Here is a 24,888-nt window from a genome sequence, read left to right on the forward strand (position 1 = left end):
GGCCCTGAAAATCTCGCTGGCAAGCCAGCTCCCACAGGTCAGTTACAAGGCTTCCAGGCGGGCCATCAAGTCGTCCAGGTCGGTGGTGGGTTGCGGGGCGCGGGCGGCGTCGACCAGGTCGGCGAGCTCGGCGACGGTGGCCACCTCGAACACCTGGCGCAGGCTCAGCGACACCTGCAAGGCGCTCTGCAGGCGGGTGAACACCTGCGTGGCCAGCAGCGAATGGCCGCCCAGTTCGAAGAAGTTGTCGGTCACCCCAACCTGCTCAAGGCCCAGCACCTGCGCCCATATGTCGACCAGCAGCTGCTCGGTCTCGGTGCGCGGCGCCACGTAGTCACGCGGTTGCCAGTCCGGTGCCGGCAGGGCCTTGCGGTCGAGCTTGCCGTTGGGGGTCAGCGGCATGCGCGGCAGCGCCAGCAGTTGCGCGGGCACCATGTAGTCCGGCAGGTCGCGGCGCAGCTGCGCCTTGAGCGCTTCGAGGCGGCTGTCGTCGACGCCGGTGACATAACCCACCAACTGCTTGCCGTAGGCCGACTCACGGGCGACCACGGCGGCCTCCGCGACGCCCGCCTGGGCCAGCAGGCAGGCTTCGATTTCACCCAACTCGATGCGCAAGCCACGGATTTTCACCTGCTGGTCGATGCGCCCCAGGTACTCCAGCACACCATCGGCGCGCCGCCGCGCCAGGTCGCCGGTGCGGTACAGGCGCGCGCCGCTGGCACTGAACGGGTCGGCGACGAAGCGCTCGGCGGTCAACCCGGGCCGTGCGTGGTAACCCCGCGCCAGGCCATCGCCGCCGATGTACAGCTCGCCCGCCACGCCAGGCGGCGCCGGGTTGAGGCTGTCATCGAGCACGTGCAGCTGGGTGTTGGCCAGCGGCCCGCCCAGGTCCGGCCGCCCTTGCACGCGGTTCAGCGCCGACCAGATAGTGGTCTCGGTCGGCCCATAGAGATTCCACAGCTGCGCCGCCTGTTCGCCCAGGCGCGCCGCCAGCTCGGTGGACAGCGCCTCGCCGCCGCAGAAGAACCGCTTGCCGCGCAGGCGGCTGAAGCCCTCGTGGCTGGCAAGCATGCCCCAGCTCGACGGCGTAGCCTGGATCACCGTGACGTCATGCTGCTCGATCACCTCCAGCAACCGCGCCGGGTCCTTGGCCGCCATGCGCTCCACCAGCACCACGGCGCCGCCCACCAGCAACGGCAGGTACAGCTCCAGCGCCGAGATATCGAACGACAGCGAGGTCAGCCCCAGCACCCGGTCAGTCGCCGCCAGGCCCGGCTCGGCGGCCATGCTGTGCAGGAAGTTGACCAGCCCGCCCTGGCGCACCGCGACGCCCTTGGGCTTGCCGGTGGAGCCGGAGGTGTAGATCACGTAGGCCAGGTGCTCGGGGTGGCCCACGGCCGGGCCGTTGTCGGCAGCGTAGTGCGCCAGGCCGTCGAGGTCGTCCATGCAGAAGGTCGGCACCTGGGTGGTTGGCAGCGCCGCCAGCAGGCGCCGCTCGCTGAGCAGCAGGCTCAGGCCGCTGTCCTCAAGCATGTGCGCCAGGCGCTCGCGGGGGAACTCGGGGTCCATGGGCACGTAGGCGCCACCGGCCTTCATCACCGCCAGCAAGGCCACCGGCAAGGCGGCCCCGCGCTCCAGGGCGATGCCCACCGCCACGTCGGGGCCCACGCCCTGCTCGCGCAGGTAGCCGGCCAGGCGGTTGGCCCGGGCGTTGAGTTGCGCATAAGTGAGCTGGCCGTCGTCGGCGATTACCGCCACCGCGTCCGGGCTGCGCGCCGCCTGCGCCTCGATCAACTGGTGCAGGCTGTGCGCCGGGTCATAGGCCATGGCGCTGCAGTTGCAGTCGAGCACCAGCGCGCGCTGGCCGGCGGCGTCCAGCAACGGCAGCTCACCCAATGGCCGCGCCGGGTCATCGAGCATCGCCAGCAGCAGGGTCTGCAGCTGACTGGCCAGGCCCTGCACGGCCGGTTCGCTGAAGTGGCTGCGGCGGTAATTGAACGCCAGCTTGAGGCTGTCGCCCAACGACGCCATCAGCGTCAGCGGGTAGTTGGTGTTGCCGTGGATGCCCGCGCCCGAGAAAAGAACCGGGCTGTCGGCGCGCTCCAGTACTTCGGCCACCGGGAAGTTTTCGAACACCAGCAGGCTGTCGAACAGCGCTTCGCCATCGCCATGGCGGCGTTGCAGCTCGAACAGTGGCGTGTGCTCGAATTCGCGCAGGGCCACGGCCTGCGCCTGCACCTGCTGCAACCATTGGCCGACAGACAGCTGCGGCGCCGGCAGCGACACCACCGGCAGGGTGTTGATGAACAGCCCCAACTGCCGGTCGATACCCGCAAGCTCCGGCGGCCGCCCCGCCACCGTGGCGCCAAACGCCACCGCCGGCTGGCCGCTGTAGCGCTGCAGCACGATGGCCCAGGCCGCCTGCAACAGCGTGTTGACGGTGACCTGGCGGCTGCGCGCGAACGCGGCCAGCGCTGCCAGTGGCAGGTGGACTTCATGCTGGCCGAAGCCCTCGCCGCCCTGGGGTTTCACCAGGCAATCAGCAAGCCGCGTGGGGGCTTCCAGCGCTGCCAGCTGCTGGTCCCAGAACTGCTCGGTGGCCGCCGGGTCGCGGCGCTGCAGCCAGCGCAGGTAATCGCCATAACGGCCGGGGCTGGCCGGTGGCGCCTCGCCGAGGTAGCGCTGCATCACTTCGCCCAACAGCTGCGCGGTGCTCCAGCCGTCCATGAGAATGTGGTGGTGGGTGTAGATCAGGTGGTAGCGCTGCTCGTCGCAACGCACCAGGGTCAGGCGCAGCAACGGTGGCTGGTCGAGGGCAAAGCCGCGAGCCTGGTCGTCGCCGGCCAGGCGGTCGAGGGCCTGGCTGTCGAAATCATTGCGCCAGTCCAGCACCTGCAACGGCAAGGTCAGCGCCGGCTGCACCCATTGCAGCGGGGTGTCCAGGCCCTGCCAGCAGAAGCCTGTGCGTAGGCTGTCGTGGGCGTCCAGCGCCGCTTGCCAGGCCTGGCGCAGGCGCTCGACGTCCACCGCCTCGACGTCCACGCGCAGCTGGTTGACGTACACGCCGTCGCGGTTGTCGAGCAGTTGGTGGAAGAGCATGCCGTGCTGCATGGGCGTCAGCGGCAACGCCTCGCTGACGCCAGCCGGCAACGCCGCGCGCTGGGCGTCATCGAGCACCAGCAGCGGCGCGTCGTCATCGGTGCTGGCCGCCACGGCTTCGACCACAGCGGCCAGGGCACGCACGGTAGGGTGTTCGAACAGCGCCTTGGGGCTGAACACCAGCCCGGCCTGGCGGGCCTTGCCCACCACCTGGATGGTGACGATGGAGTCGCCGCCCAGTTCGAAGAAGTTATCCTGCACGCCGACCTTGTCCAGCCCCAGCACCTGCGCCCAGATCTCGGCCAGCACGGTTTCGCGCGCGCCTTCCGGCGCCTGGTACCTCTGGCCTTGCCAGTCCGGCGCCGGCAGGGCCTTGCGGTCCAGCTTGCGGTTGGGGGTCAGGGGCATGGCGGCTAGCTGCAGCAGTTGCGCCGGCACCATGTAGTCGGGCAGCTGCTGCTTGAGCGCAGCCTTGAGGGCGTTCAGGTCAAGCGCCTCGCCCACCACGTAGCCCACCAATTGGTGGCCCTGGCCCACGCTGCGGGCAACCACGGCCGCCTCGCGCACGCCGGGCTGGCGCAGCAGCTGTGCTTCGATTTCGCCCAGCTCGATACGGAAGCCGCGCACCTTCACCTGCTGGTCGATACGGCCGACGTATTCCAGCTGGCCGTTGGCGCGCCAGCGCGCCAGGTCGCCGGTGCGGTACAGGCGGCCGTGCCCTTGCGGGTCCGGCACGAAGCGCTCGGCAGTCAGGTCGGCGCGGCCGTGATAACCGCGGGCCAGGCCCTGACCACCGATGAACAGCTCACCTGCCACGCCCTGGGGCAGCGGCTGCAGGTAGGCGTCCAGCACGTACAGGCCGGTGTGGGCGATGGGCTCGCCCAGCCACGGCTGCGGTTGCTGCTGGTCGAGGCGGCGGCGCGCCGACCAGATGGTGGTTTCGGTGGGGCCATACAGGTTCCACACGTGCCCGGCGGCGGCAATCAGGCGCTGCGCCAGGTCGGCGGGCAGCGCTTCGCCACCGCACAGCACCTGGCGCCCGGCAAGCTTTGCCGCCAGCTGCGGGTGGTCGGCCAGCATGCGCCAGGTCGATGGCGTGGCCTGGATGCTGCGCACCTGGTGCTGCTCGATCGCCGCCCACAGGCGCTGCGGGTCACGGGCGCTGTCGCGGTCCACCAGCACCACGCTGGCGCCGCGGGTCAGCGGCAGGTACAGCTCCAGCCCGGCAATGTCGAATGACAGCGAGGTCAGCGCCAGCATGCGCTCGCCCGCCGCCAGGCCCGGTTGCTCGGCCATGCTGGCGAGGAAGTTGAGCAACGCACCGTGGCTGACTGCAACGCCCTTGGGCCGGCCGGTAGAGCCGGAGGTATAGATCACATAGGCCAGGTGCTGCGGCTGGGTGACAGGCGCAAGGTCGCTGGCATCTTCATCGGCCCACAGCGCCTGGTCACGGTCCAGGCACCAGGTGTTGGGGTGCGCGGGCAGCTCGGCCAGCAGGTGCTGCTGGGTCAACAGCAGGCGCGCGCCGCTGTCGCCGAGCATGTGGCCCAGGCGCTCGGCGGGGAATTCGGGGTCCAGCGGCACGTAGGCAGCGCCGGCCTTGAGCACCGCCAGCAACGCCACCAGCAGTTGGCTGTCGCGCTCGCACGCCACGGCCACGCGGTCGTCGGGCTGCACGCCGGAGGCACGCAGGGCGCGGGCCAGGCGGTTGGCGCGGCGGTTGAGCTCGGCGTAGTCCAGGTGCTGGTCGCTGGCGATCAGCGCCAGGCTGGCCGGCGCCTGCGCGGCGTGCTGTTCAAACAGCGGCACCAGGCTGGCGGCGGCCAGCGCCGGGCCGTCCTGCACGCCACGTTGCAACAGCAGCTGGCGCTCTTCGGCGGCCAGCAACTGCAGCTCGGCCAGCGGCCGGTTGGCGTCCTCGGCCATGGCCAGCAGCAGGTGCTGGAAGTGCCGCGCCAGGCGCGCCATGGCTTCGCGGTCGAAGCTGGCCAGGTCGAAAGTGAAGCGCAGGTGCAACTGCTCGGCGAGGTTGACCATCAGCATCAGCGGGTAGCTGGACTGCTCGGTGGCACGCGCGTTGGCGAAACTCACGCCGGCGGGTGCGCCTTGTTGCAGGGCTTCGCTGACGGGGTAGTTCTCGAATACCAGTACGTGGTCGAACAGCCCGCGGCCGCTGTAGCCCAGCCACCGCTGAATGTCGTAAAGCGGCGTGTGCTCGTGCTCGCGCAGGTCCAGGTTCAATTGCTGCACCTGGGCCAGCCAGGCGTCGACGCTGTGCAGCGGCTGTGGCGTGGCCGCCACCGGCAGGGTGTTGATGAACAGCCCCAACTGCTGCTCGATACCCGGCAGCTGCGCCGGGCGCCCGGCCACGGTGGCACCAAAGGCCACGGTGGCCTGGCCACTGTAGCGGTGCAGCAGCAATAGCCAGGCGGCCTGCACCAGGGTGTTGAAGGTTACGTGGCGCTGGCGGGCGAAGGCCTGCAACTGAGCGGTGCGTGCAGGGTCGAGCTGCACCTGCACCTCGGCCTGGCCGCTGTCGCCGTTGCCTTCGTAGGCCAGCAGGTTGGCCAGGTAGGTCGGCTCATCCAGCTCGCCCAGGTTGGCACGCCAGAAGCGCTCGCTGCTGGGGCGCTGGCCGAGCCAGCGGATGTAGTCGCGGTAGGCCGGGGCGCTGCGGTCCGGCACCTGGCCGGCGTAGCGCTGCAGCACCTCGCCCAGCAGCTGCGACTGGCTCCAACCGTCCAGCAGCAGGTGGTGGCAGGTCCAGATCAGGTGCTGGCCGCCGTCGGCCAGGCGCACCAGGCGCAGGCGCATCAACGCCGGCCGGCGCAGGTCGAAACCCCGCTGGCGTTCGGCGCGGGCCACCTGCTCGGCGTCCTCGCCAGCGCTGCCCTGCTCCAGCACCAGGCTGACGTGGCGGTGCACGATCTGCAGCGCCGCGTCGCCCTCGCCTTCCCAGGCAAACCCTGCGCGCAGCACCGGGTGCGCGTCCAGCGCTGCCTGCCAGGCCGCGCGGAACCGCACCAGGTCCAGGCCCTGCACGTCCACGCGCAGCTGGTTGATGTAGGCGCCGGCGGTGGGCGTGAACACGCTGTGGAACAGGATGCCTTGCTGCATCGGCGACAACGGGTAGATGTCCTCGATTTGCGCGGCGGGCACCGGCAGGTCGTCCAACTGCGCCTGGGTCAGGCACGCCAGGGGGAAGTCCGACGGCGTCAGGCCGCCTGCCGCCGGGCTGATGCAGTGCTCGATCAGGCTGTTCAGTTCCAGCTGCCAGGCATCGGCCAGGCCCTGCACCTGCGGGGCGCTGAACCACTGCGGGGCGAAGCTCCAGGCCAGGCGCAGGCAGCCATCGCTGATGCTGCCGTTGATGCTCAGCCAGTTGCCCGGCGGCGCCTCGGGGTCGCTGTTGCGGCCACTGCTTTCGGCTGCCGGGTACAGCAGCGCGTCATCGCCGAAGCTCTGGTCGAACTGGCCCAGGTAGTTGAAGGTGATGCGCGGCGCCGGCAGCGCGCGCAAGGCTGCGCCGTGGGGCGACAGCCAGGCCAGCACGCCATGGCCGATGCCGCGGTTGGGCACCTGGCGCAGGTGTTCCTTGATGGCCTTGATCGAATCGCCCATATCGCTGGCAGCCTGCAGGCGCAGCGGGTAGGTGCTGGTGAACCAGCCGACGGTGCGGCTCAGGTCGGCGCCGCTCACCCACGCCTCCTCACGGCCGTGGCCTTCAAGCTCCACATGCACGGCCGCCTGCCCGCTCCAGCGCTGCCAGGCGCGGGCCAGTGCGGTCAACAGCAGGTCGTTGACCTGGGTACGGTAGGCCGCCGGGGCCTGGCGCAGCAGCTGCCGGGTACGCTCGGGGGCCAGGCGAGTTTCGATCACTTGCAGGTCGCGCTGGCAGGCTTTCGCCTGGGGCGTGGCCACCAGTTGCTCTACGCGGTTGTCGGCCAACTGCGCCTGCCACCAAGGCAGCTCCGCCGCCAATTGCGCGCTGCCGGCCTGGCGGTGCAAGGCCTCGGCCCAGTCACGCAGGGCGGTGGTGCGCGGTGGCAACTGCGGCCGCGCACCATCGGCGAGCTGCCGGCACAGCGCCTGCAGGTCTTCGAGCAGGATGCGCCACGACACGCCGTCCACCACCAGGTGGTGCACCACCAGCAACAGGCGCTGGCTGCCGTCCCACAGTTGCAGTTGCACGGCGCGCAGCAGCGGGCCGTCGAGCAGGTCGAGGCTGTTCTGCGCCTGCTCGGTCACCGCCGCAAGCTCCGCTGCATCGGCCACTGCCACTTGCCACAAGACGTTCTGGCCGGCAGCGGCGTGCTGGGCCTGGCCCTGGGCGTCGAAGCGCAGGCGCAGAGCGTCGTGGTGCTCCAGCAGCAGGTGCAGGGCCTGGCGCAGGTGTTCGCCGATAATGGTGCGGTTGAAGCCGAGCATCACCGACTGGTTCCAGTGCTGGCGCTGGGCAATTTCGGTGGCGAAGAAACGCGTCTGGAACGGCAGCAGGCGGCTGGCGCCGGTCACGGCTGCCTGCTCTACCTGCGGGGCTTCGGCCTGCTGCGCCGCCTTGGCCAGGGCCGCCAGGGTCTGGTGCTGGAACAGGTCGCGCGGGGCCAGCAGCAGGCCGGCCTGGCGGGCGCGGCTGACCACCTGGATGGCGATGATCGAGTCGCCGCCCAGTTCGAAGAAGTTGTCGTTGGCGCCCACCTGCTCAAGGCCCAGCACCTGCTGCCAGATGCCGGCCATGACGGTTTCACGCTCGCCCTGCGGCGCCACGTAGGCCTGCACCTGCGCCTGGGGCTGCGGCAGCGCCTTGCGCTCCAGCTTGCCGTTGGGGCTCAGCGGCATCTGCTCCAGGGTGATCAGGTGTGCCGGCACCATGAAGTCCGGCAGGCGCTCGGCCAGCCAGGCGCGCAGCGGCGCCTCGACGCTGCTGTCGCCGACCACGTAGGCCACCAACTGCTGCGAGCCGGCCACGCCGTCCACCGCCAGCACCACGGCTTCGCGGGTCAGGCCGGACTCCAGCAGGCAGGCTTCGATTTCGCCCAGCTCGATACGCAGGCCACGGATTTTCACCTGGTGGTCCAGGCGCCCCAGGTACTCGATGATGCCGCCTTCGCGCCAGCGCACCAGGTCGCCGGTGCGGTACAGGCGGCCACTGCCTTCGGCGGCGGGCACGAAGCGTTCGGCGGTCAGCGCCTGGCGCTGGTGGTAGCCGCGCGCCAGGCCGACGCCGCCCAGGTACAGCTCGCCGGCCACGCCAATGGGCACCGGTTGCAGGCGCTTGTCCAGCACCTGGGTGCTCAGGCCGTCGATGGGGCGGCCGATGGGCACGCTGTCGCGGCCGTCGAGGCGGCAGGTCCAGTGGGTGACGTCGATGGCCGCCTCGGTGGGGCCGTAGAGGTTGACCAGCTCGGCGTTGGGCAGCGCCTTCAGGGTGCGTGCAGCCAGGTCGGCGGGCAGCGCCTCGCCACTGCACACAATCAGGCGCAGGCTGGTGCAGCGGGCCACGTCGGGCTCGGCCATGAACGCCTGCAACATCGAGGGCACGAAATGCAGGGTGGTGATGCCCTGCTGGCGAATGCGCCGGATCAGCGCCGCCGGGTCGCGGTGCTCGCCGGGCAGCGCCAGGGTCAGGGTGGCGCCGGTCATCAGCGGCCAGAAGAATTCCCACACCGACACGTCGAAGCTGAATGGGGTCTTTTGCAGCACGTTATCGGCAGCGCTCAGGTCATAGGCCTGCTGCATCCACGCCAGGCGGTTGAACAGCGCACCGTGGCTGTTGCCGGCGCCCTTGGGCTTGCCGGTGGAGCCGGAGGTGTAGATCACGTAGGCCAGGTGTTCGGCGCCCAGCGTTGCCGGGGCCAGGGCCACCGGCTGGCGCAGGTCCAGGGCGTCGAGGTCGAGCACGTCCAACGCGCGGCCGGCCAGCGGCAGCTTGGCCAGCACCCGCGCCTGGGTCAGCAGCAGGCCGATGCCGCTGTCGTCGAGCATGTGCTTGAGGCGTTCGGCCGGGTAGTCGGGGTCCATGGGCACGTAGGCGCCGCCGGCCTTGAGAATGGCCAACAGCGCCACCACCAGTTCCGGGCTGCGCTCGGCGGCCACGCCCACCATTACATCGGCGCCCACGCCGCGCTGGCGCAGCAGCATGGCCAGGTGGTTGGCACGGGTGTCGAGCTGGGCGTAAGTCAGCTGGCGGTCGTCGAACAACACCGCCAGGGCGTCCGGGCGCAGCGCCGCCTGCTGTTCGAACAGGCGGTGCACCGGCGCGCTCATGGCGTGGGCCGCCCCGCCCTGGCTCCAGGCCTGCAATTGCTCGCGTTCTTGCTGGCCGAGCAGCGGCGCGTCATCCAGGCAGGCGTCGGGGTGGTCGAGCATGTAGCCCAGCAGGTGCTCGTAGTGGCCGGCCAGGCGCGCGATGGTGCTGGCGGCGAACAGGTCTCGGTCATATTCCAGGGTGCACAGCAGGTGCTCGCCCAGGGCCACGTCCAGGGACAGGTCGAACTTGGCGGTGACGCTCGGCAGCGTCATCACTTCCACGTTCAGGCCCGGCAGCTGCAGGCGGGTGCTGTCGTCCTGGTTGCGCAGGTTGAACAGGGTCTGGAACACCGGGCTGTGGCTGAGGCTGCGCTCGACCTGCAGGTGGTCGAGCAGCAGTTCGAAGGGGTAGTCGGCGTATTCCAGCGCCTGCATGGCCTCGGCGCGCAGGCGCCGGCACAGGTCGCGGGCACTGAGCGGCTGGCTGAAGTCGGCGCGGTACACCTGGGTGTTGACGAAGAAGCCCACCAGCTCCTGGATCTCGCGCTGGCTGCGCGCCGCGTTCGGCACGCCCACGGCGAAGCTGTCCTGGCCGCTGTGGCGCGCCAGCAGCGCCTGCCAGGCGCCCAGCAACAGCACGAACGGCGTGCATGCCTGTTGTTGGCAGAACGCCCGCAGGCGCGCCAGCAGGGCGTCGGGCAACTGCACCTGCAGCGATTCGCCGCGGTGGCCCTGGATGGCCGGGCGCGGGTGGTCCAACGGCAGGTTCAGCACCGGCAGGTGGCTGCCCAGGTAGCCGCGCCAGTAGTCGGCAGCGGCCTGGGCGTGGCCCTGTTCATAGCGCTGGCGCTGCCAGGCGGCGTAGTCGGCGTATTGCACTTCCAGCACCGGCAGGCGCGCGTCGGCCTGGCCCAGGGCGGCGGCGTAGGCCACCGACAGGTCGCGCACCAGGATGGCGTTGGACCAGGCGTCGGAGACGATGTGGTGCAGGGTGAACAGCAGCACCTGCTCGCACTCGTCGGCACACGACAGCAACGTGGCGCGCAGCAGCGGCGCGCGGTCGAGCACGAACGGAATGGCGGCCTCGGCGCGGATGCGCGCGTTGATCTGGCTGCAGTCGACCTTCTCTTCGCGGTGCAGCTGGAAGGTCACGTGGGGCTCGATGACCTGGCGCGGCTGGCCGTCGACTTCGACGAAGCGGGTGCGGAACACTTCATGGCGCTGGATCAGCGCCTGGAACGCCTGCTCCAGCGCCGCCACGTCCACCTCGCCTTCCAGGCGCAGCGCCCGCGGCAGGTTGTACTGGGCCGCGGCCGGGTCGTAGCGGTGCAGCAGCCACAGGCGCTGCTGGGAGAACGACAGGGGCGCACTGCCTTCATCGGGACGCCTGGGAATGCCTGGCTCGCCCGCTTCCTCGGCAAGCAGCAGCGCCAGCAGTTCGTCGTCCTGATTTTCGATGAATTGGTTCATGTCGTCCCGTCTCTCGACCGTGTCGTTGGTGTCTTTGAAGGACGAAGGGGGGGTGGGGGAATTTAGGATCTGTGGCCTGCGCTGGCCCATGAGAGCGGTGGTGCTCTGACGGGCCAGCGCAGCCTGGCGGCAGCGGCTACGGGTTAACGGCGGTTGAGCAACGCCTCGCGCTGCGCCGGGCTCAACGCCTGCAACTTCAAGCGCAACCCGGCCGCTTTCTCCAGCTGCCCCGGCGCGCGCTCGCGCTCGCGCAGGGCGGCGGCCAGGGCCACCACGCTGGGGTGGTCGAAGACGATGCCCGGCGGCACTTCCAGTTGCAGGCCCTTGCGGATCGCCGCCACCAGTTTGATCACCGTCAACGAATGGCCACCGGCCTCGAAGAAGTCGCTGTCGATGTCCAGGCTCTCGCGCCCCAGCAGTTCGGCCATGTGGCCGGCCAGCAGGGTTTCCAGGGCGTCGCGCGGGGCGCGGCCACTGGCAAGGTCGGGCTGCACGGCGGGGAGTGCCTGGCGGTCGATTTTGCCGTTGGCCAGGCGCGGCAGACTGGGCAGCCGCACGTAGCGCAGCGGGCGCATGGCTTCGGGCAGGCGTGCCTCCAGCTGCTGGCGCAGCGCCGCTTCGTCGCCCACCACGTAGGCCACCAGGCTGGCTTCGCCATCAGCGTCGCGCAGCACTTTCACCGCCGCTTCCCCCAGGGCTTGCAGGGTGGCCTCGACCTCGCCCACTTCCACGCGGAAGCCACGGATCTTCACCTGGCCGTCGCCACGGCCGCGCAGCTCCAGCGCGCCATCGTGGCGGCGCACGGCGCGGTCGCCGGTGCGGTACAGGCGCTGGCCGGGTTGCTCGGGGTCGGCAATGAACGCCGATGCGTCGCCGCTCAGGTAACCCCGGCACAGCTGTGCGCCACCCAGGTACAGCTCGCCGATGGCGCCCACCGGCACGCGGCGGCCCTCCTCGTCCAGCAGGGTGGCGACGTTGTTGGCCAGCACCCCGCCCAGCACCAGCGGGTCACCGGCTACTGCCTGGTAGAGCACGCCGACCGTGGCTTCGGTGGGGCCGTAATGGTTGAACAGGCGCGTGGCCGGCGACTGCGCGCGAATGCGTTCGGCCAGCGCTGACGTGGTCGCTTCGCCCCCCAGGATGACCGTGGCCGGCAACGCCCCGCCCTGGTCGTCGAGCAAGGCAGCCAGGTGCGACGGCACCATCTTCAGGCAGTCGATGCGCTGGGCCGCCAGGAACCGCGCGAAGGACGGCGCGTCCTGCATGTCCTCGGTGCTGGCGACCACCAGGCAGGCACCCTGCTCGAAAGCGCCGAACAGGCAGGTGTTGCCCAGGTCGGCAGCCACCGTGGAGGTCAGCGCAAAGCGCTGGCAAGCGCGCAGGTCCAGGGCCTGGCTGACTGCCTGAACATAGTTGTGCAACTGTTGATGCTCGACGACCACGCCCTTGGGCTGGCCGGTGGAGCCGGAGGTGAACAGCACGTAGGCAGCCTGGCGCGGCGTCGGCAGCGGCAACTCTGTGGCCACTGCTGGCTGCGCCGCCCAATCCGCCCACGACAGCTGGCGGTGGCCGGCCAGCGCCGCGTCGGCGCCGATGACCAGCAGCGGCTTGGCGGCGTCGGCCAATTGCTGGCGGCGCGCCTGCGGCCACTGTGGGTCCAGCGGCAGGTAGGCGGCGCCGCTGCGCATCACGGCCAGCGCGGCGACCACCAGTTCGGTGGAGCGTGGCAGCGCCAGGGCGACAATGGTCTCGGGGCCAGCACCCTGGGCGTGCAAGGCGCTCGCCAGCTGTTCGATGCGTTGCTTGAGCTCGCTGTAGGTGAGCATGCCATCGGCGCCCTGCAGCGCTGCGGCGTTGGGCGACACCGCCGCCCAGTGAGCGATGCGCGCCAGGGTGCTGCCTTCGCCGAAGGTCTGCACCGGGCCGGACAGGCGTGCGTCAGCCACCGTCGGCTGCAGCAGCCGCTCGATGCTCTGTTCGATGCCATCCGGCAGGCGTTCCAGCAGTTGCAGGTACTGCTGCAACAGGCCTTGGGCGTCACCGGGGCGGTAGTGCAGCAGGTTCGCCGACAGCCCCAGGCCCGTGACCTGGCCGTGGGCGTCCTGGTGCACCTGCAGGGCCAGTTCGAACGGCGACGGCCGCGCGCTGAGCGCACGCCAGCCGGCCGGCACCGCAGATTCGACGCTGAAACCGGCCCGCAGGCAGTCGCTGCGCAATTGCGCCGGGGCGTGTTCCTGCCAGCCGCGATGGCTGTCCAGCAACCCACTGCACTCGGCCAGCCAGCGCGCGAACGGCTGGCGGCAGTCCAGGCTCAGGGCCAGCGGCAGGGTCTTTTCGTAGACCCCGGTGCTGGCGGCGAAGAAGTCATAGTCGCTGCGGCAATCGTGCAGCCAGCCGCCCAACAGTTGGCCCTGGCCGCCGATGCGCGCCAGCAGCGCCCACCAGGCTGCTTGCAACAGGCTGTCGACGCGCACCTGGCGGCTTTCGGCCAAGGCGTTGAGGCCATGCACCTGCTCGTTGCTCAAGGGGCTGAACGCCTGGTCCTGGCCGGCTTGCCCGTGCAGGCGGCGCAGCGGCAATTGCAGCGCCTGTTCGGCGCCAGCCGCACGCAGGTGCTCGGCCCAGTAGGCCTGGCCGGCAGGAGCGTCTTCGTCCTCGGCCATGGCCTGGCGCCATTCGACGAACTGGCCGAAATGGCCGCTCTCCTCGTCTTCGGCCTGCGCCTCTTCAACCATCAACCGCGCCAGCAGGCGCAGGCTGCCAGCGTCGGCCACCAGGGCGCTGGCGCGCAGGCACAGCCGCCAATCGTTGTCGGCCACGGCAAACAGCTGGGCAGCCACGACTTCGCCACGGCCGATGTCGAACGCCGGCGGCTCGCCATGCAGTGCCGCCTGGGCATCGGCCACGCCGCGCAAATCGGTGAACTGCCAGCGGCCACTGCCGGGCGCTTCCAGCGGCTGCTGGCGCAGGCCGCGGTAGCCGGGCTGCTGGCTGAAGCGGCAGTTCAGGCTCCACTGGCCACGCACCGCACGCTCGAAATTCTGCCGCAGGGCCTGGGCGTCGACCGCGGCGGCAGCCCCCAGCCACAGCACCGGCGGCTCGCCACCGGCATCCTGCGCAGCCCGCTGTTCCGGGCTCAGGGCCAGGTGTTCGAGTTCCATCACTTCGCTCATTGCACAGTCTCCAGGGGCGCTTGGGCCAGGGCAGCACGCTCTTGCTGCAGGCGCGCGCGGTCATACATGTCGCCCATGGCGACGACGATCTTGCGCGGCCCCTCGTAGGGGTCGCGGGCGTGAGCGGCGATCATGTTGTCGAGCATCACCACGTCGCCCTGCTGCCAGTCGAAACGCACCGCGCATTCTTCGTACAGGCGGCCGAGCAACTCCATCACCTCGTCCTCGATGGGCGTGCCGTCGCCGTAGTAGACGTTGCGCGGCATGCGCTCCAGGCCAAGCATGTCCAGCAGGTCGCTGCGCACCTCGGGCTCAAGGCAGAAAATGTGATGCAGCTGCACCTGGTTGAAGAACGAACGCTCGCCGGTCAGCGGGTGCACGATCACCGCCGGGGCGCGGGTGCGGGTCTGCAACTCGTCGTCGCCCAGCCAGCGGTAGTCGATGCCGCCGGCCTCGCAGCGCGCCTCCACCTCGGCGCGGTCATCGGTCTTGAAGAAGTGCTGCCAGCTGACGTCAAGGTTCTGCAGGAAGGTGCGCACGTACAGCAGGCCGCGCTGTTCGAAGCGCTGGGCGATGTCGGCGGGCAGGCGCCGGTACAGCTCACGGCAGTCGACAATGGGCGTGCAGCCGCCGATGGCCGACGGCAGTTCGCAGAAGAACCACTGCTTGCGCGGCCAGCGGTCCAGGTGCGCGCTTTCGTTGTGGTACAGGATCATCTGCCGCTCGGGGAACGGCGTGGAACGGTAGGTGTTGCGCCCACCCTCCTTCTTCGGCAGGTCGCCGTAGGCGCCGTACAGGCCTGGCTGCAGGGCTTCGGCGAAGGCCTCGAAATCAGCCGGGGTGACCACGCCGAAGTTGCGCAGCACCAGGCCGCCGTGGCGGCGCAGCAGGGCCTCGACCTGGTCACGGTGGGCAGCCGCCCAGGCCAGGGCGTCGAGGTCCTGGCTGGCCGGCTCGATCAGCAGCGGGAACACTTTGCCAGGCTCGATGGGCCGGGTCTTGATCAGCTCGCGCGGGCCCTGGGGCCTGGCCGTCGGCTGCTTCATGAATTTTTTCAGCTTGTCGAGCTTGTTGCCCATGGCCGGCGCATCGCGGCCAACGGGGGTTTCGCTGCTGTCGTGCACGGTGAACTCCTCCAGCGGGGTGTGGGGCGAAGCAATCGCCAGGGCAATCAGTTGCAGCCAGGCCTGGGCCAGGCGCTGGATGCGGGCGGCGCTGAACAGGCCGCTGGCGTAGGCCCAGCGCACCAGCAGGCCGCCGCCTTCAGGTTCGAGGAACAGGCCCATGTCGAATTTGGAGCTGTGCTCCAGCGCGCCCAGGCGCTGGATGTGCAGGCCGTCGATGTCGAACTGGCCCTTGGGGGTGTTCTGCAGCACGAACAGCACCTGCACCAGCGGGTTGCGGCTGCGGTCGCGGGGCACGCCCACGGCTTCGACGATGCGGTCGAAGGGCAGCTGCTGGTGCTCGAAGGTGGCCAGGGCGCTGTCGCGGGCCTGGGCCAGCAGGGCCTCGAAGGTCATGCCCGGCGTGGTGCGCGAGCGCAGCGGCAGGACATTGACGAAGAAGCCAATCAGGCCTTCCAGCGCCTGCTGCTGGCGGCCGGCAAGGTCGGTGCCCAGCAGCAGGTCGTCGGTGCCCGCCACCCGGTGCAGCAGCCACTGGAAGCTGGCCAGCAACCACATGAACGGCGTGACGCCGGCGCTGCGGCAGTGCGCCTCGATCTGCGCGTACTGCGCCGCGTCGATGCGCAGCAGATGCTCGGCACCGGCAGTGGAGGCGAGGGCCGGGCGCGGGAAGTCGGTGGGCAACTCCAGCACCTTCGGCGCCCCTTCCAGCCGCGCCTGCCAGAACCCGCGTTCGCGGCTGAAGGCTTCGCTAGCCAGCCAACGCTGCTGGTGGATGGCAAAGTCCAGGTACTGCACCGGCAGCGGCGCCCATTGCGGCGCGCGTTGGGCGCCAAGGGCACGGTAGGCCTCGGCGAATTCGCGGATGAGGATGCCCACCGACCAGCCGTCGCCGACGATGTGGTGCAGGCTGAACAACAGCAGGTGGCGCTGTTCGCCCAGGCGCAGCAGCCGGGCGCGCAGCAGCGGCCCGGCCAGCAGGTCGAAGGGCTGCCGGGCGTCGTCCAGCGAGGCCTGGCGCACCAGTTGCTCGCGCTCATCGGCGGCCAGCATGGACAGGTCAGCGAAGGGCACGTCGAGCTTCAGGGTGTCGAGCACCTGGGTGTGCGGGTCGCCGTTGTCGTCCTCGGGGTAGTGGCTGCGCAGCACTTCATGCCGCGCTACCAGCAGGTCGAGGGCGGCCACCAGCCGTTGGCGGTCAAGCGGGCCGTCCAGTTGCAGGCGGCCGCTCATGTTGTAGGCATCGGACTGGCCGCCGCTGAGGCGGTCCACCACCCACAGGCGCTGCTGGGCCAGGGACAGCGGCAGCACGCCCTGGCGCGGTTCGGCGGCCAGCGCCGGCAGCGCAGGCGCGGTAACGCCCGCCAGTTCGGCAATGCGCGCGGCCATCTGGTCCAGGCGCGGGGTGTCGAACACTTCGCGCAGCGCTAGGGCCACGTCGAACTGCTCCCGCACCCGCGCCACCAGCTGCGTGGCCAGCAGGGAATGCCCGCCCAGTTCGAAGAAGTGGCCGTCGCGGCTCACGCCTTCCAGCCCCAGAAGGTCCTGCCACAGCTGCGCCAGGCGTTGCTCATGGGCCGTGGCTGGCGGCTCGCTGCCGCGGCTGTGCAGCACCGGCGCCGGCAGCGCCTTGCTGTCGAGCTTGCCGTTGGCGGTCACCGGCAACGCCGCCAGCAGCTGCCAGTGAGCCGGCTGCATGTAGTCGGGCAGCCGGCGCGCCAGGTCGGTTTTGATCGCGTCCAGCGTGGCGCCTTGCGCCAGCACTACGTAGGCCAGCAATTGGCCTGACCCAAGAATGACCGCGCATTGGTGCACGTCGGGATGGGCGACGATTTGCACCTGTACTTCGGCCAGTTCGATACGGAAGCCGCGCACCTTGACCTGATGGTCCTGGCGGCCCAGGTATTCCAGCTGGCCCTGGGCGTTCCAGCGCACGCGGTCGCCGCTGCGGTACAGGCGCGAGCCCGGGGCGCCGAAGGGGTTGGGTACGAAACGCTCGGCGCTGTGCCCCGGCTGGCCCTGGTAACCCTGGGCCAGGCCGGTGCCGCCAATGTACAGCTCACCCACCACGCCCACCGGCAGCGGGTTGAGGTCGGCGTCCAGCACGTGCACGCTGCTGCCGGCCAGCGGACGCCCCAGGGGTGCCCGCGCGTTGAGGTCCTGCACCGCGCCGGCCAGCACGCCGACGGTGGTTTCCGATGGGCCGTAGTGGTTGAAGATGCGGCAAGCCGGGCGTGCCTGGGCGATGCGCTGCAGCAGCGCCGGCTCGCAGGCCTCGCCGCCCAGGATCAGCGCGTGCCACGGCAGCGCTGCGGCTTCGTGGCCGGCCACCAGCAGGCTGTGCAGATGGCTGGGCACAATCTTCAGCACGCCTACCCGGTGCTGGCTGAGGTAGTCGGCGAACAGTTGCGGGTCGCGGGCCTGGTCGTTGTCCAGCAGGTGCAGGGTGCGGCCGCTGCACAGCGCGCCGAACAGCACGGTGTGGCCAAGGTCGGCGGCCACCGTGGAGACCATGGCCATGCTCGCCTCGGGCGCCAGCGCCAGGCGTTGCAGCAGGCCCTGCACGTAGTTGCCCAGGGCGCCGTGGCTGATGACCACGCCCTTGGGGCGGCCAGTAGAGCCGGAGGTGAAGATCAGGTAGGCCGGTTGCAGGCCATGGCTGACGGGCTGCACCGGGGCAACGGGATCGGTGACGGCCAACAAGTGATCGAGGCGAACCAGCGGCAAAGCCAGCTCGGGTTGCACGGCGCAGGCCAGCACGCGGCGGGCCTGCAGGTCGGCGCAGATCTGCTGCAGCCGCCCAACCGGCGTCTGCGGTTCCAGCGGCACGTAGGCGCCACCGGCCTTCATCACCCCCAGCAGCCCCGCCACCAGTGCCGGGCTGCGGCCGCACAACAGCGGCACGCGCTCGCCAGGCTGGCAGCCTTGGGCCAGCAGCGCCTGGGCGACGCGGTTGGCGGCCTGGTCGAGCCAGGCGAAGGTGTACGCCTGGCCGCCGTGCATCAGGGCGATGCTGGCAGGCTGCTCGCGCACCTGCTGCTCGAACAGCTGCAGCACCGATGCCAGCGGTTGTTCCAGCGCCTCGCCACACGGCTGCGGTTGTACCGCGCCCTGCAGCAGGTCGAGGTCGGCCAGGCGCAGTGAAGGCTGCGCCAGCACCTGGCCCAACACCGCCAGGTAATGCTGTTGCAGGCGCGCCACCGTGGCGCGCTCGAACACGTCGGCGCTGTAGCCCAGGCTGGCGAGAATCTCGCCGCTGCCCCGCTGTTCGGTGCTCAACGTCAGGTCGAATTTCTGCGCACGGCGCTCGCGTTCCACCAGCACCATCTGCACCTGTTCATCCAGCCGCCGTGCGCCCAGCGCGCCCTGGCGCTGGTGGTTGAACAGCACCTGGAACAACGGCGTGTGGCTGGCGCTGCGCTCGGGTTGCAGGGCGTCGACGAGCATTTCGAACGGCAGGTCCTGGTACTGCTGGGCCTCTATCGCCGTGGCCTGCACCTGGGCCAGCAAGGCGGCGAACGGCAGCGCGCCGCTGACCTCGCTGCGCAGCACCTGGGTGTTGACGAACAGCCCTACCAGCGGCTCCAGCTCGCTGCGGTTGCGCCCGGCCAGGGCCACGCCAACCTGGATAGCCGGCTGGCCGCTGTAGCGGTACAACAGCGCCTTGAACGCCGCCAGCAGCACGCTGAACACCGTGACCCGCGAGCGCTCGGCCAGTTGTTCCAGCTGCCGCGCCATGGCCGTGGGCAGGGCAAATTCCAGGCTGCCACCGCGCTCGCTGCGCTGCGCCGGCCGTGGCCGGTCCAGCGGCAATGCCAAGGGCGGATGCTCTTCGCCCAGGCGCTGCTTCCACCAGTTCAGCTGGCGGTCGCCCTCCCCCGACTCCAGCCAGTGCCGTTGCCATTGGGCGAAGTCGGCGTAGTGCAACGCAGGTTCCGGCAGTTGCAGTGGCGTGCCCTGGCGCAGCTCCGGGTACAGCTGGGTCAGTTCCTGGATTAGCAGGTTGATGGACCAGCCATCAGCGACGATGTGGTGCACCGCCAGGGCCAGCACCTGCTCACCCGCCGCCAGCTTGATCAGCGCGCCGCGCAGCAGGCAGTCGCAGGCCAGGTCGAAGGGCCGCGCGGCCTCGGCGTCGAGCAGTTGTTCAAGGCGTATCTCGCGTTCGCCCACCGGCAGCGCGCTGAGGTCCCAGCGGGTCAGTTGCAGCGGCGTCGGCGCCTGAATCTGCTGCACCGGCACCCCGGCTTCGACCTGGATACGGCTGCGCAGCGGTTCGTGGCGGGCCAGCAACTGGTCCAGCGCGGCCTGCAACGCCGCTTCGTCCAACGGCCCGGTGAGGCGCAGGGCGCCGGGGATAACGTAGGCGGCGCTGGCGGGCTCCAGCTGTTGCAGGAACCACAGGCGCTGCTGCGCGTAGGACAGCGCCAGCGGCGCGTCACGCGGCACCCGCGGGATCGGCAGCTGACGGAACAGGTCGATGCCCTTCTTCGCCATCACTGCCGCCAGCGCCTTGCGCTGGGCCAGGCTCAGGGTTTGCAACGATTCGAGCACTTTGTTCATGAGTCGCTCTTCTCGGCGGCCAACAGGGCCAGCTCTTCTTCGGACAAGCCTTGCAGGCTCTGCATCAGCGCCAGCACTTCATCGGCCAGCGCGTCCTGGTCGGGCAGCGCCTCGCCGGCATCCAGCGCCGCCGCCAGCGCTTGCAGGTCGGCGGCTTCGAACACCTGGCGCAGGTCCAGGCGCCGCTGGAATTGCACCTCGATACGCGAGGCCAGTTGCGTGGCCAGCAGCGAATGGCCGCCCAGTTCGAAGAAGTTGTCGTGCAGGCCTACCTGCTCGACGTTCAGCAGGCTCTGCCAAATCGCAGCCAGCGCTTGCTCGGTGGCGGTCTGGGGCGCTACGTAGGCCTGTTGCAGCCAGGCGTTTTCGTCCAGTTGCAGGGCGCGCTGGTCGAGCTTGCCGTTGGCGGTCAGCGGCAGGCTGTCGAGCCGCTGCAGCTGCGCCGGCACCATGTGCAGCGGCAGGCTGGCCTTGAGTTGCTGGCGCAGTTGCAACAGCGTCTGCGCGGCGTCGGGCCACGGCTCGGCCGCCACCACGAAGCCCACCAGGCGCTGTTCGCCCTGGGCATCGGCACGCAGCAGCACGGCGGCGTCGCGCACTTGGGGCTGGTCGCGCAGGCGCGCCTCGATCTCGCCCAGTTCAATGCGGAAGCCGCGCAGTTTCACCTGGTGGTCGATGCGCCCCAGGTACTGCACCTGGCCGTCGGCGCTAAAGCTGGCAAGGTCGCCGGTGCGGTACATGCGCGCGCCCGGCACGGGGCTGAACGGGTCGGCCATGAAGCGTTCGGCGCTCAAGCCTGGGCGCTTCAGGTAGCCCCGGGCAAGGCCCGCACCGCCGATGTACAGCTCGCCCACCACGCCCGGCGGCACCGGCTGCAGGGCGGCGTCTAGGAAGTACCACGCAAGGTCCGCCAGCGGCAGGCCGATAGGGCTGGCACTGCTGTGCAGGTCGGCCTGGGTCAGTTCGCGGAAGGTCACGTGGACGGTGGTTTCGGTGATGCCGTACATGTTGATCAGGCGCGGCTGCTGGCCGCCGAAGCGCGCGAACCACGGCTGCAGGCTGCTGACTTCAAGCGCTTCGCCGCCGAAGATCACCGTGCGCAGCGCCGGTAGGCCGTCGGCGCTGGCCAGCAGCGGCACCATCAACTGGCGGAATGCCGAAGGGGTCTGGTTGAGCACGGTCACGCCCTGCTCGCGCAGCAGCTCGGCGAAGGCCCGCGGCTCACGGCTGACGTAATACGGCACGACGATCAGCGTGCCGCCGTGCAGCAGCGCGCCGAAAATCTCCCACACCGAGAAGTCGAAGGCGTAGGAATGGAACAGCGTCCACACGTCGCGGTGGTCGAATGGCAGCAGCGGCGCACTGGCCTGGAACAGGCGCAACACGTTGGCGTGGTCGATCAACACGCCCTTCGGCGAGCCGGTGGAGCCCGAGGTGTAGATGCAGTAGGCCAGGTGCCGGGGGCCGGCCAACTCGGGCGGCGCGGTGTCGGGGTAGCCGGCGCTGTCGAAGCCCAGGCGCTGCACGCCGGCCACCACAGGCAGGCGCTGTTGCAGGTGGGGCTGGATCAGCATCAGCGCAATGCCGCTGTCGGCCTGCATGTAGGCCAGGCGGTCGGCCGGGTAGTCCGGGTCCAGTGGCAGGTAGGCGCCGCCGGCCTTGAGAATGGCCAGCAGGCCGATTATCAGTTCCAGCGAGCGCTCGGCGGCCAGGCCCACCAGCACGTCGGGGCCTACGCCCTGCTCGCGCAGGCGCCAAGCCAGGCGGTTGGCGCGTTGGTCGAGTTCGGCATAGGTCAGCAGTTGGTCGTCGAAGCGCACCGCCACCGCCGCGGGGTGGCGGCGCGCTTGTTCGGCGATCAGGCCGTGCAGGCTCTGCGCGGGTTCGAAGGCCTGGGGCTGCGGGTTCCACTGCGCCAGCAACTGCGCTTGTTCGTCCTCGCCCAGCAGCGGCAGCTGCGCCAGCGGCTGTTCGGGTTGCGCCACCAGTTGCTGCAGCAGCGCGCGCCAGTGGCGAGCCAGTTGCGCGGCGGTGGCGGCGCTGAACAGGTCGAGGCGGTAGGTGAAGGACGCCGACAACTGCTCGGTGCGCTCCACGGTGTGCAAAATCAGGTCGAACTGGGTGGCCAGGGCTTCCTGGCCCAGGGCCTGGACCTGCAGGCCGTCGAACTGCACGTCATCGTTGAGCCACTGGTGGTCGAACGCCACCTGGAACAGCGGGTGTTCGCCCGGCGTGCGCTGCGGTTGCAGCGCTTCCACCAGCGCATCGAAGGGCAGGTCCTGATGGGCCTGGGCCTGCAGGGCGCGCTCATGCACCTGGGCCAGCAGCGCGCTGAACGAGGGGTTGCCCGACAGGTCGGCGCGCATCACCAGCAGGTTGACGAAGCAGCCAATCAACGCCTGGGTGTGGGCCTGGTTGCGGTTGGCCACGGTGCAGCCGACGCGCACGTCGGGCTGCTGGCTGTAGCGGTGCAGCAGCACCTGGAAACTGGCCAGCAGCACCGTGGGCAGGGTCACCCCGTGGCGCTGCGCCAGGCGGCGCAAGGCCCAGCCCAGCGCAGGTTCAATGGCAATGGCCAGTTCGGCGCCGGCCAGGCTCGGTTGCGCCGGGCGCGGCTGGGCGCTGGGCAGGGCCAGGCGCGGGTGCTCGTCGCCCAGCTCCGCCTGCCAGTACGCCAGTTGGCGCTGGGCCTCGCCGGCCGCCAGCCAGTCGCGCTGCCAGGCGGCAAAGTCGCGGTATTGCACGGGTAGCGCCGCCAGCGTGGCCGGGCGTTGTTGGCGCAAGGCGTTGTAGTGCTCGGCGAGTTCGGCCAGCAGCAGGTTCATCGACCAACCGTCGGCGATGATGTGGTGCAGGGTCAGGGCCAGGCGCCAGGTGTCGGCGCTCACCGCCGCCAGGCTGGCGCGCAGGAGTGGGCCCTGGCGCAGGTCGAACGGCTGGCGCGCGGCGCTGGCTTGCGCGTCGAGGGTCAGCGGCTGGATGGCCAGTTGCAGTGCCGGCAGCACCTGTTGGCGAACCGCGCCACCGTCCTCGACAAAGCGGCTACGGAGGCTTTCATGACGCGCCACCAACTGGTCGAAGGCCTGTTGCAGCGCCGCCTGGTCCAGCGCGCCTTGCAGCTGCACCGAGCCGTGGATGTTGTAGGCGTGGCCTTCCGGGGCCAGCTGCCACTGCAGCCACATGCGCTGCTGGGCCGGCGACAGCAGGCCGGCCGCGCCATCGCCGGCGCGGGCAGGCGGCAGGCGGTTGCCGGCAACGGGCTGGCGCTGCACCAGCGCGGCGAACTCGGCCAGGGTGGGCGCTTCAAACAGGTCGCGCAGGGCCACCTCGCGGCCTTGTTCGTCGCGCAGGCGGGCGAGCATCTGCACGGCAGTGATGGAGTTGCCGCCCAGGGCGAAGAAGTTGTCCGCAGCGCCCGGGTCAATGCCCAGGCAGTCCGCCCACAGCGGGGCGATCAGTTGCTCGCTGGCGGTCAGCGGCGCGCGCGCCTCGGCCTGCGCCAGGTGTTGTTCACCCAGGCGGTCGATGGCGTAGCTGTCGAGGCTGCCGTCCTGCAGCATGGCGCGGCAGGCCGAACGTTGCAGCTTGCCGCTGGAGGTCTTGGGCAGCGCGCCGGGGTTGAGCAGCGCGACCACCGCCGGGGCTTCCTGGCAGACCTGGGCCACGGCCAGGCGGATGGCCTCGGCCAGGGCCTGGGCGCTGATTTTATTCTGGGTGCCGCGGCCGATCTCGGCGGCCACGCCAACGGCCTCGCGGCCCTGGTGCTCGATGGCGAACACCCCTACCCGGCCCTGCCGCACGGCGGCGACGTGGGTTTCCACGGCGCGTTCAAGGTCCTGGGGATAGAGGTTCTGGCCACGCACGATGAGCATGTCTTTCAGCCGCCCGGTTACCCGCAACTGGCCCTGCACCAGGCTGCCCAGGTCGCCGGTGCGCAGCCAGGCCTGGCCGTCAGCCTGCACGAAGGCCTGGGCGCTGGCCTCGGGGTTGCGCCAGTAGCCCTTGGCGATGCTCGGCCCGCTGGCCCAGATCTCGCCCACCTGGCCGTCGGCCAACGGCTGGCCGTGCTGCGGGTCGCACACGCGTACGGCGTGCTCGGGCTGCGCGCTGCCGCAGTCCACCAGCGGCGAGCCCAACCCCGCTTCCAGGCGGTTGTCGGCCAGCGCCTGGCTGTCGAATTCGTCCACGGCAATGCCCTGGCCACGCTGGCTGCCGGTAACGAACAGGGTTGCCTCGGCCAGGCCATAGCAGGCGAAGTAAGCGCGTTCCTGGAAGCCGCAGGCAGCGAAGCGCTGGGCGAAACCTTGCAGGGTTTCGCGGCGGATGGGCTCGGAGCCCGAGTACGCCAGCTGCCAGTGGCTGAGGTCCAGTTGCGCCAGGGCCGCGTCGGCGACGCGCTCGGTGCACAGGCGGTAGGCGAAGTCCGGGCCACCGCTGACGGTGCCCTGGTAACGGCTCATGGCCTGCAGCCAGCGCACCGGCCGTTCGAGGAAGTGCCGCGGCGACATCAGCACGCACGGCACGCCGCTGTAGATGGGCTGCAGCAGGCCGCCGATCAGGCCCATGTCGTGGTACAGCGGCAACCAGCTGACCAGGGTGTCCTGGGCATTGATGCCGAAGCCGTGGGTGATGATGCGCTCGTTGGCCATCAGGTTGCCGTGGCTGACCTGCACGCCCTTGGGCCGCGAGGTGGAGCCGGAGGTGTATTGCAGGAAGGCGATGTCGTCGGCGGCCAGCCGCGGCATCTGCCAGTCGGCGGCCATGCGCGCGTCCACCTGGTCCACCGCCAGCACCTGGACCTTGCCGGCGAAACTGTCGCCCAGCAGCCCAGCCACTGTGGAGTCGGTGAGGATGACCCTGGGCTGGGCGTCTTCGATGATCGATTGCAGGCGCTGCAAGTGCTGCGAGCGAGTGGACTCCGGCGGGTAGGCCGGCACCGCGATGACCCCGGCGTGCAGGCAGCCGTAGAAGCTGGCCACGTAGTCCAGGCCGCTGGGGAACAGCAGCACCGCGCGCTCGCCGGCCCCCGCCTGCTGGCGCAGCCACACGGCGATGGCCTGGGCCCGCTGTGCCAGCTGCCGGTAACTGAGCGCCTCGAAGGCCTCTTCACCGTCCACCAGGAAGCGCAGCGCCTCGCGGTCCGGCGTTGCGGCCGCGCGTTGCTGCAAGGATTCCACCAACGAGCTTGCGAAGCGCTCGGTCATTTCGAT

At 70.2% G+C, this 24,888-nt stretch carries 4 protein-coding genes; all 4 read right to left on the reverse strand.

The features are described from left to right. Positions 1–42 precede the first annotated feature (42 nt). Positions 43–10,818, reverse strand: coding sequence for an amino acid adenylation domain-containing protein (locus AC0SZ7_RS26105; RefSeq protein WP_475507087.1), 10,776 nt, complete (start codon positions 10,816–10,818; stop codon positions 43–45). A 143-nt stretch (positions 10,819–10,961) separates the two neighbouring features. Further along, complete coding sequence (locus AC0SZ7_RS26110; RefSeq protein ID WP_475507088.1) at positions 10,962–13,991, reverse strand: non-ribosomal peptide synthetase; 3,030 nt, start codon at positions 13,989–13,991, stop codon at positions 10,962–10,964. Beyond that, positions 13,988–19,678 carry an amino acid adenylation domain-containing protein gene (locus AC0SZ7_RS26115; protein WP_475507089.1) on the reverse strand — a complete coding sequence of 1,897 codons (5,691 nt, stop codon included), beginning with the start codon at positions 19,676–19,678 and terminating at the stop codon, positions 13,988–13,990. The genes AC0SZ7_RS26110 and AC0SZ7_RS26115 overlap by 4 nt, the downstream gene beginning before the upstream one ends. Continuing rightward, positions 19,675–24,882, reverse strand: coding sequence for an amino acid adenylation domain-containing protein (locus AC0SZ7_RS26120; RefSeq protein WP_475507090.1), 5,208 nt, complete (start codon positions 24,880–24,882; stop codon positions 19,675–19,677). Before AC0SZ7_RS26120 ends, AC0SZ7_RS26115 begins: the two co-directional genes overlap by 4 nt. Positions 24,883–24,888: the final 6 nt, after the last annotated feature.

Source organism: Pseudomonas sp. JC1203 (assembly GCF_056175065.1).

Bases quoted from the DNA above. Each gene is read 5' to 3' on its own strand.
- AC0SZ7_RS26105 (WP_475507087.1), bottom strand. From the start codon at position 10,818: ATGAACCAATTCATCGAAAATCAGGACGACGAACTGCTGGCGCTGCTG.
- AC0SZ7_RS26110 (WP_475507088.1), bottom strand. From the start codon at position 13,991: ATGAGCGAAGTGATGGAACTCGAACACCTGGCCCTGAGCCCGGAACAG.
- AC0SZ7_RS26120 (WP_475507090.1), bottom strand. From the start codon at position 24,882: ATGACCGAGCGCTTCGCAAGCTCGTTGGTGGAATCCTTGCAGCAACGC.
- AC0SZ7_RS26115 (WP_475507089.1), bottom strand. From the start codon at position 19,678: ATGAACAAAGTGCTCGAATCGTTGCAAACCCTGAGCCTGGCCCAGCGC.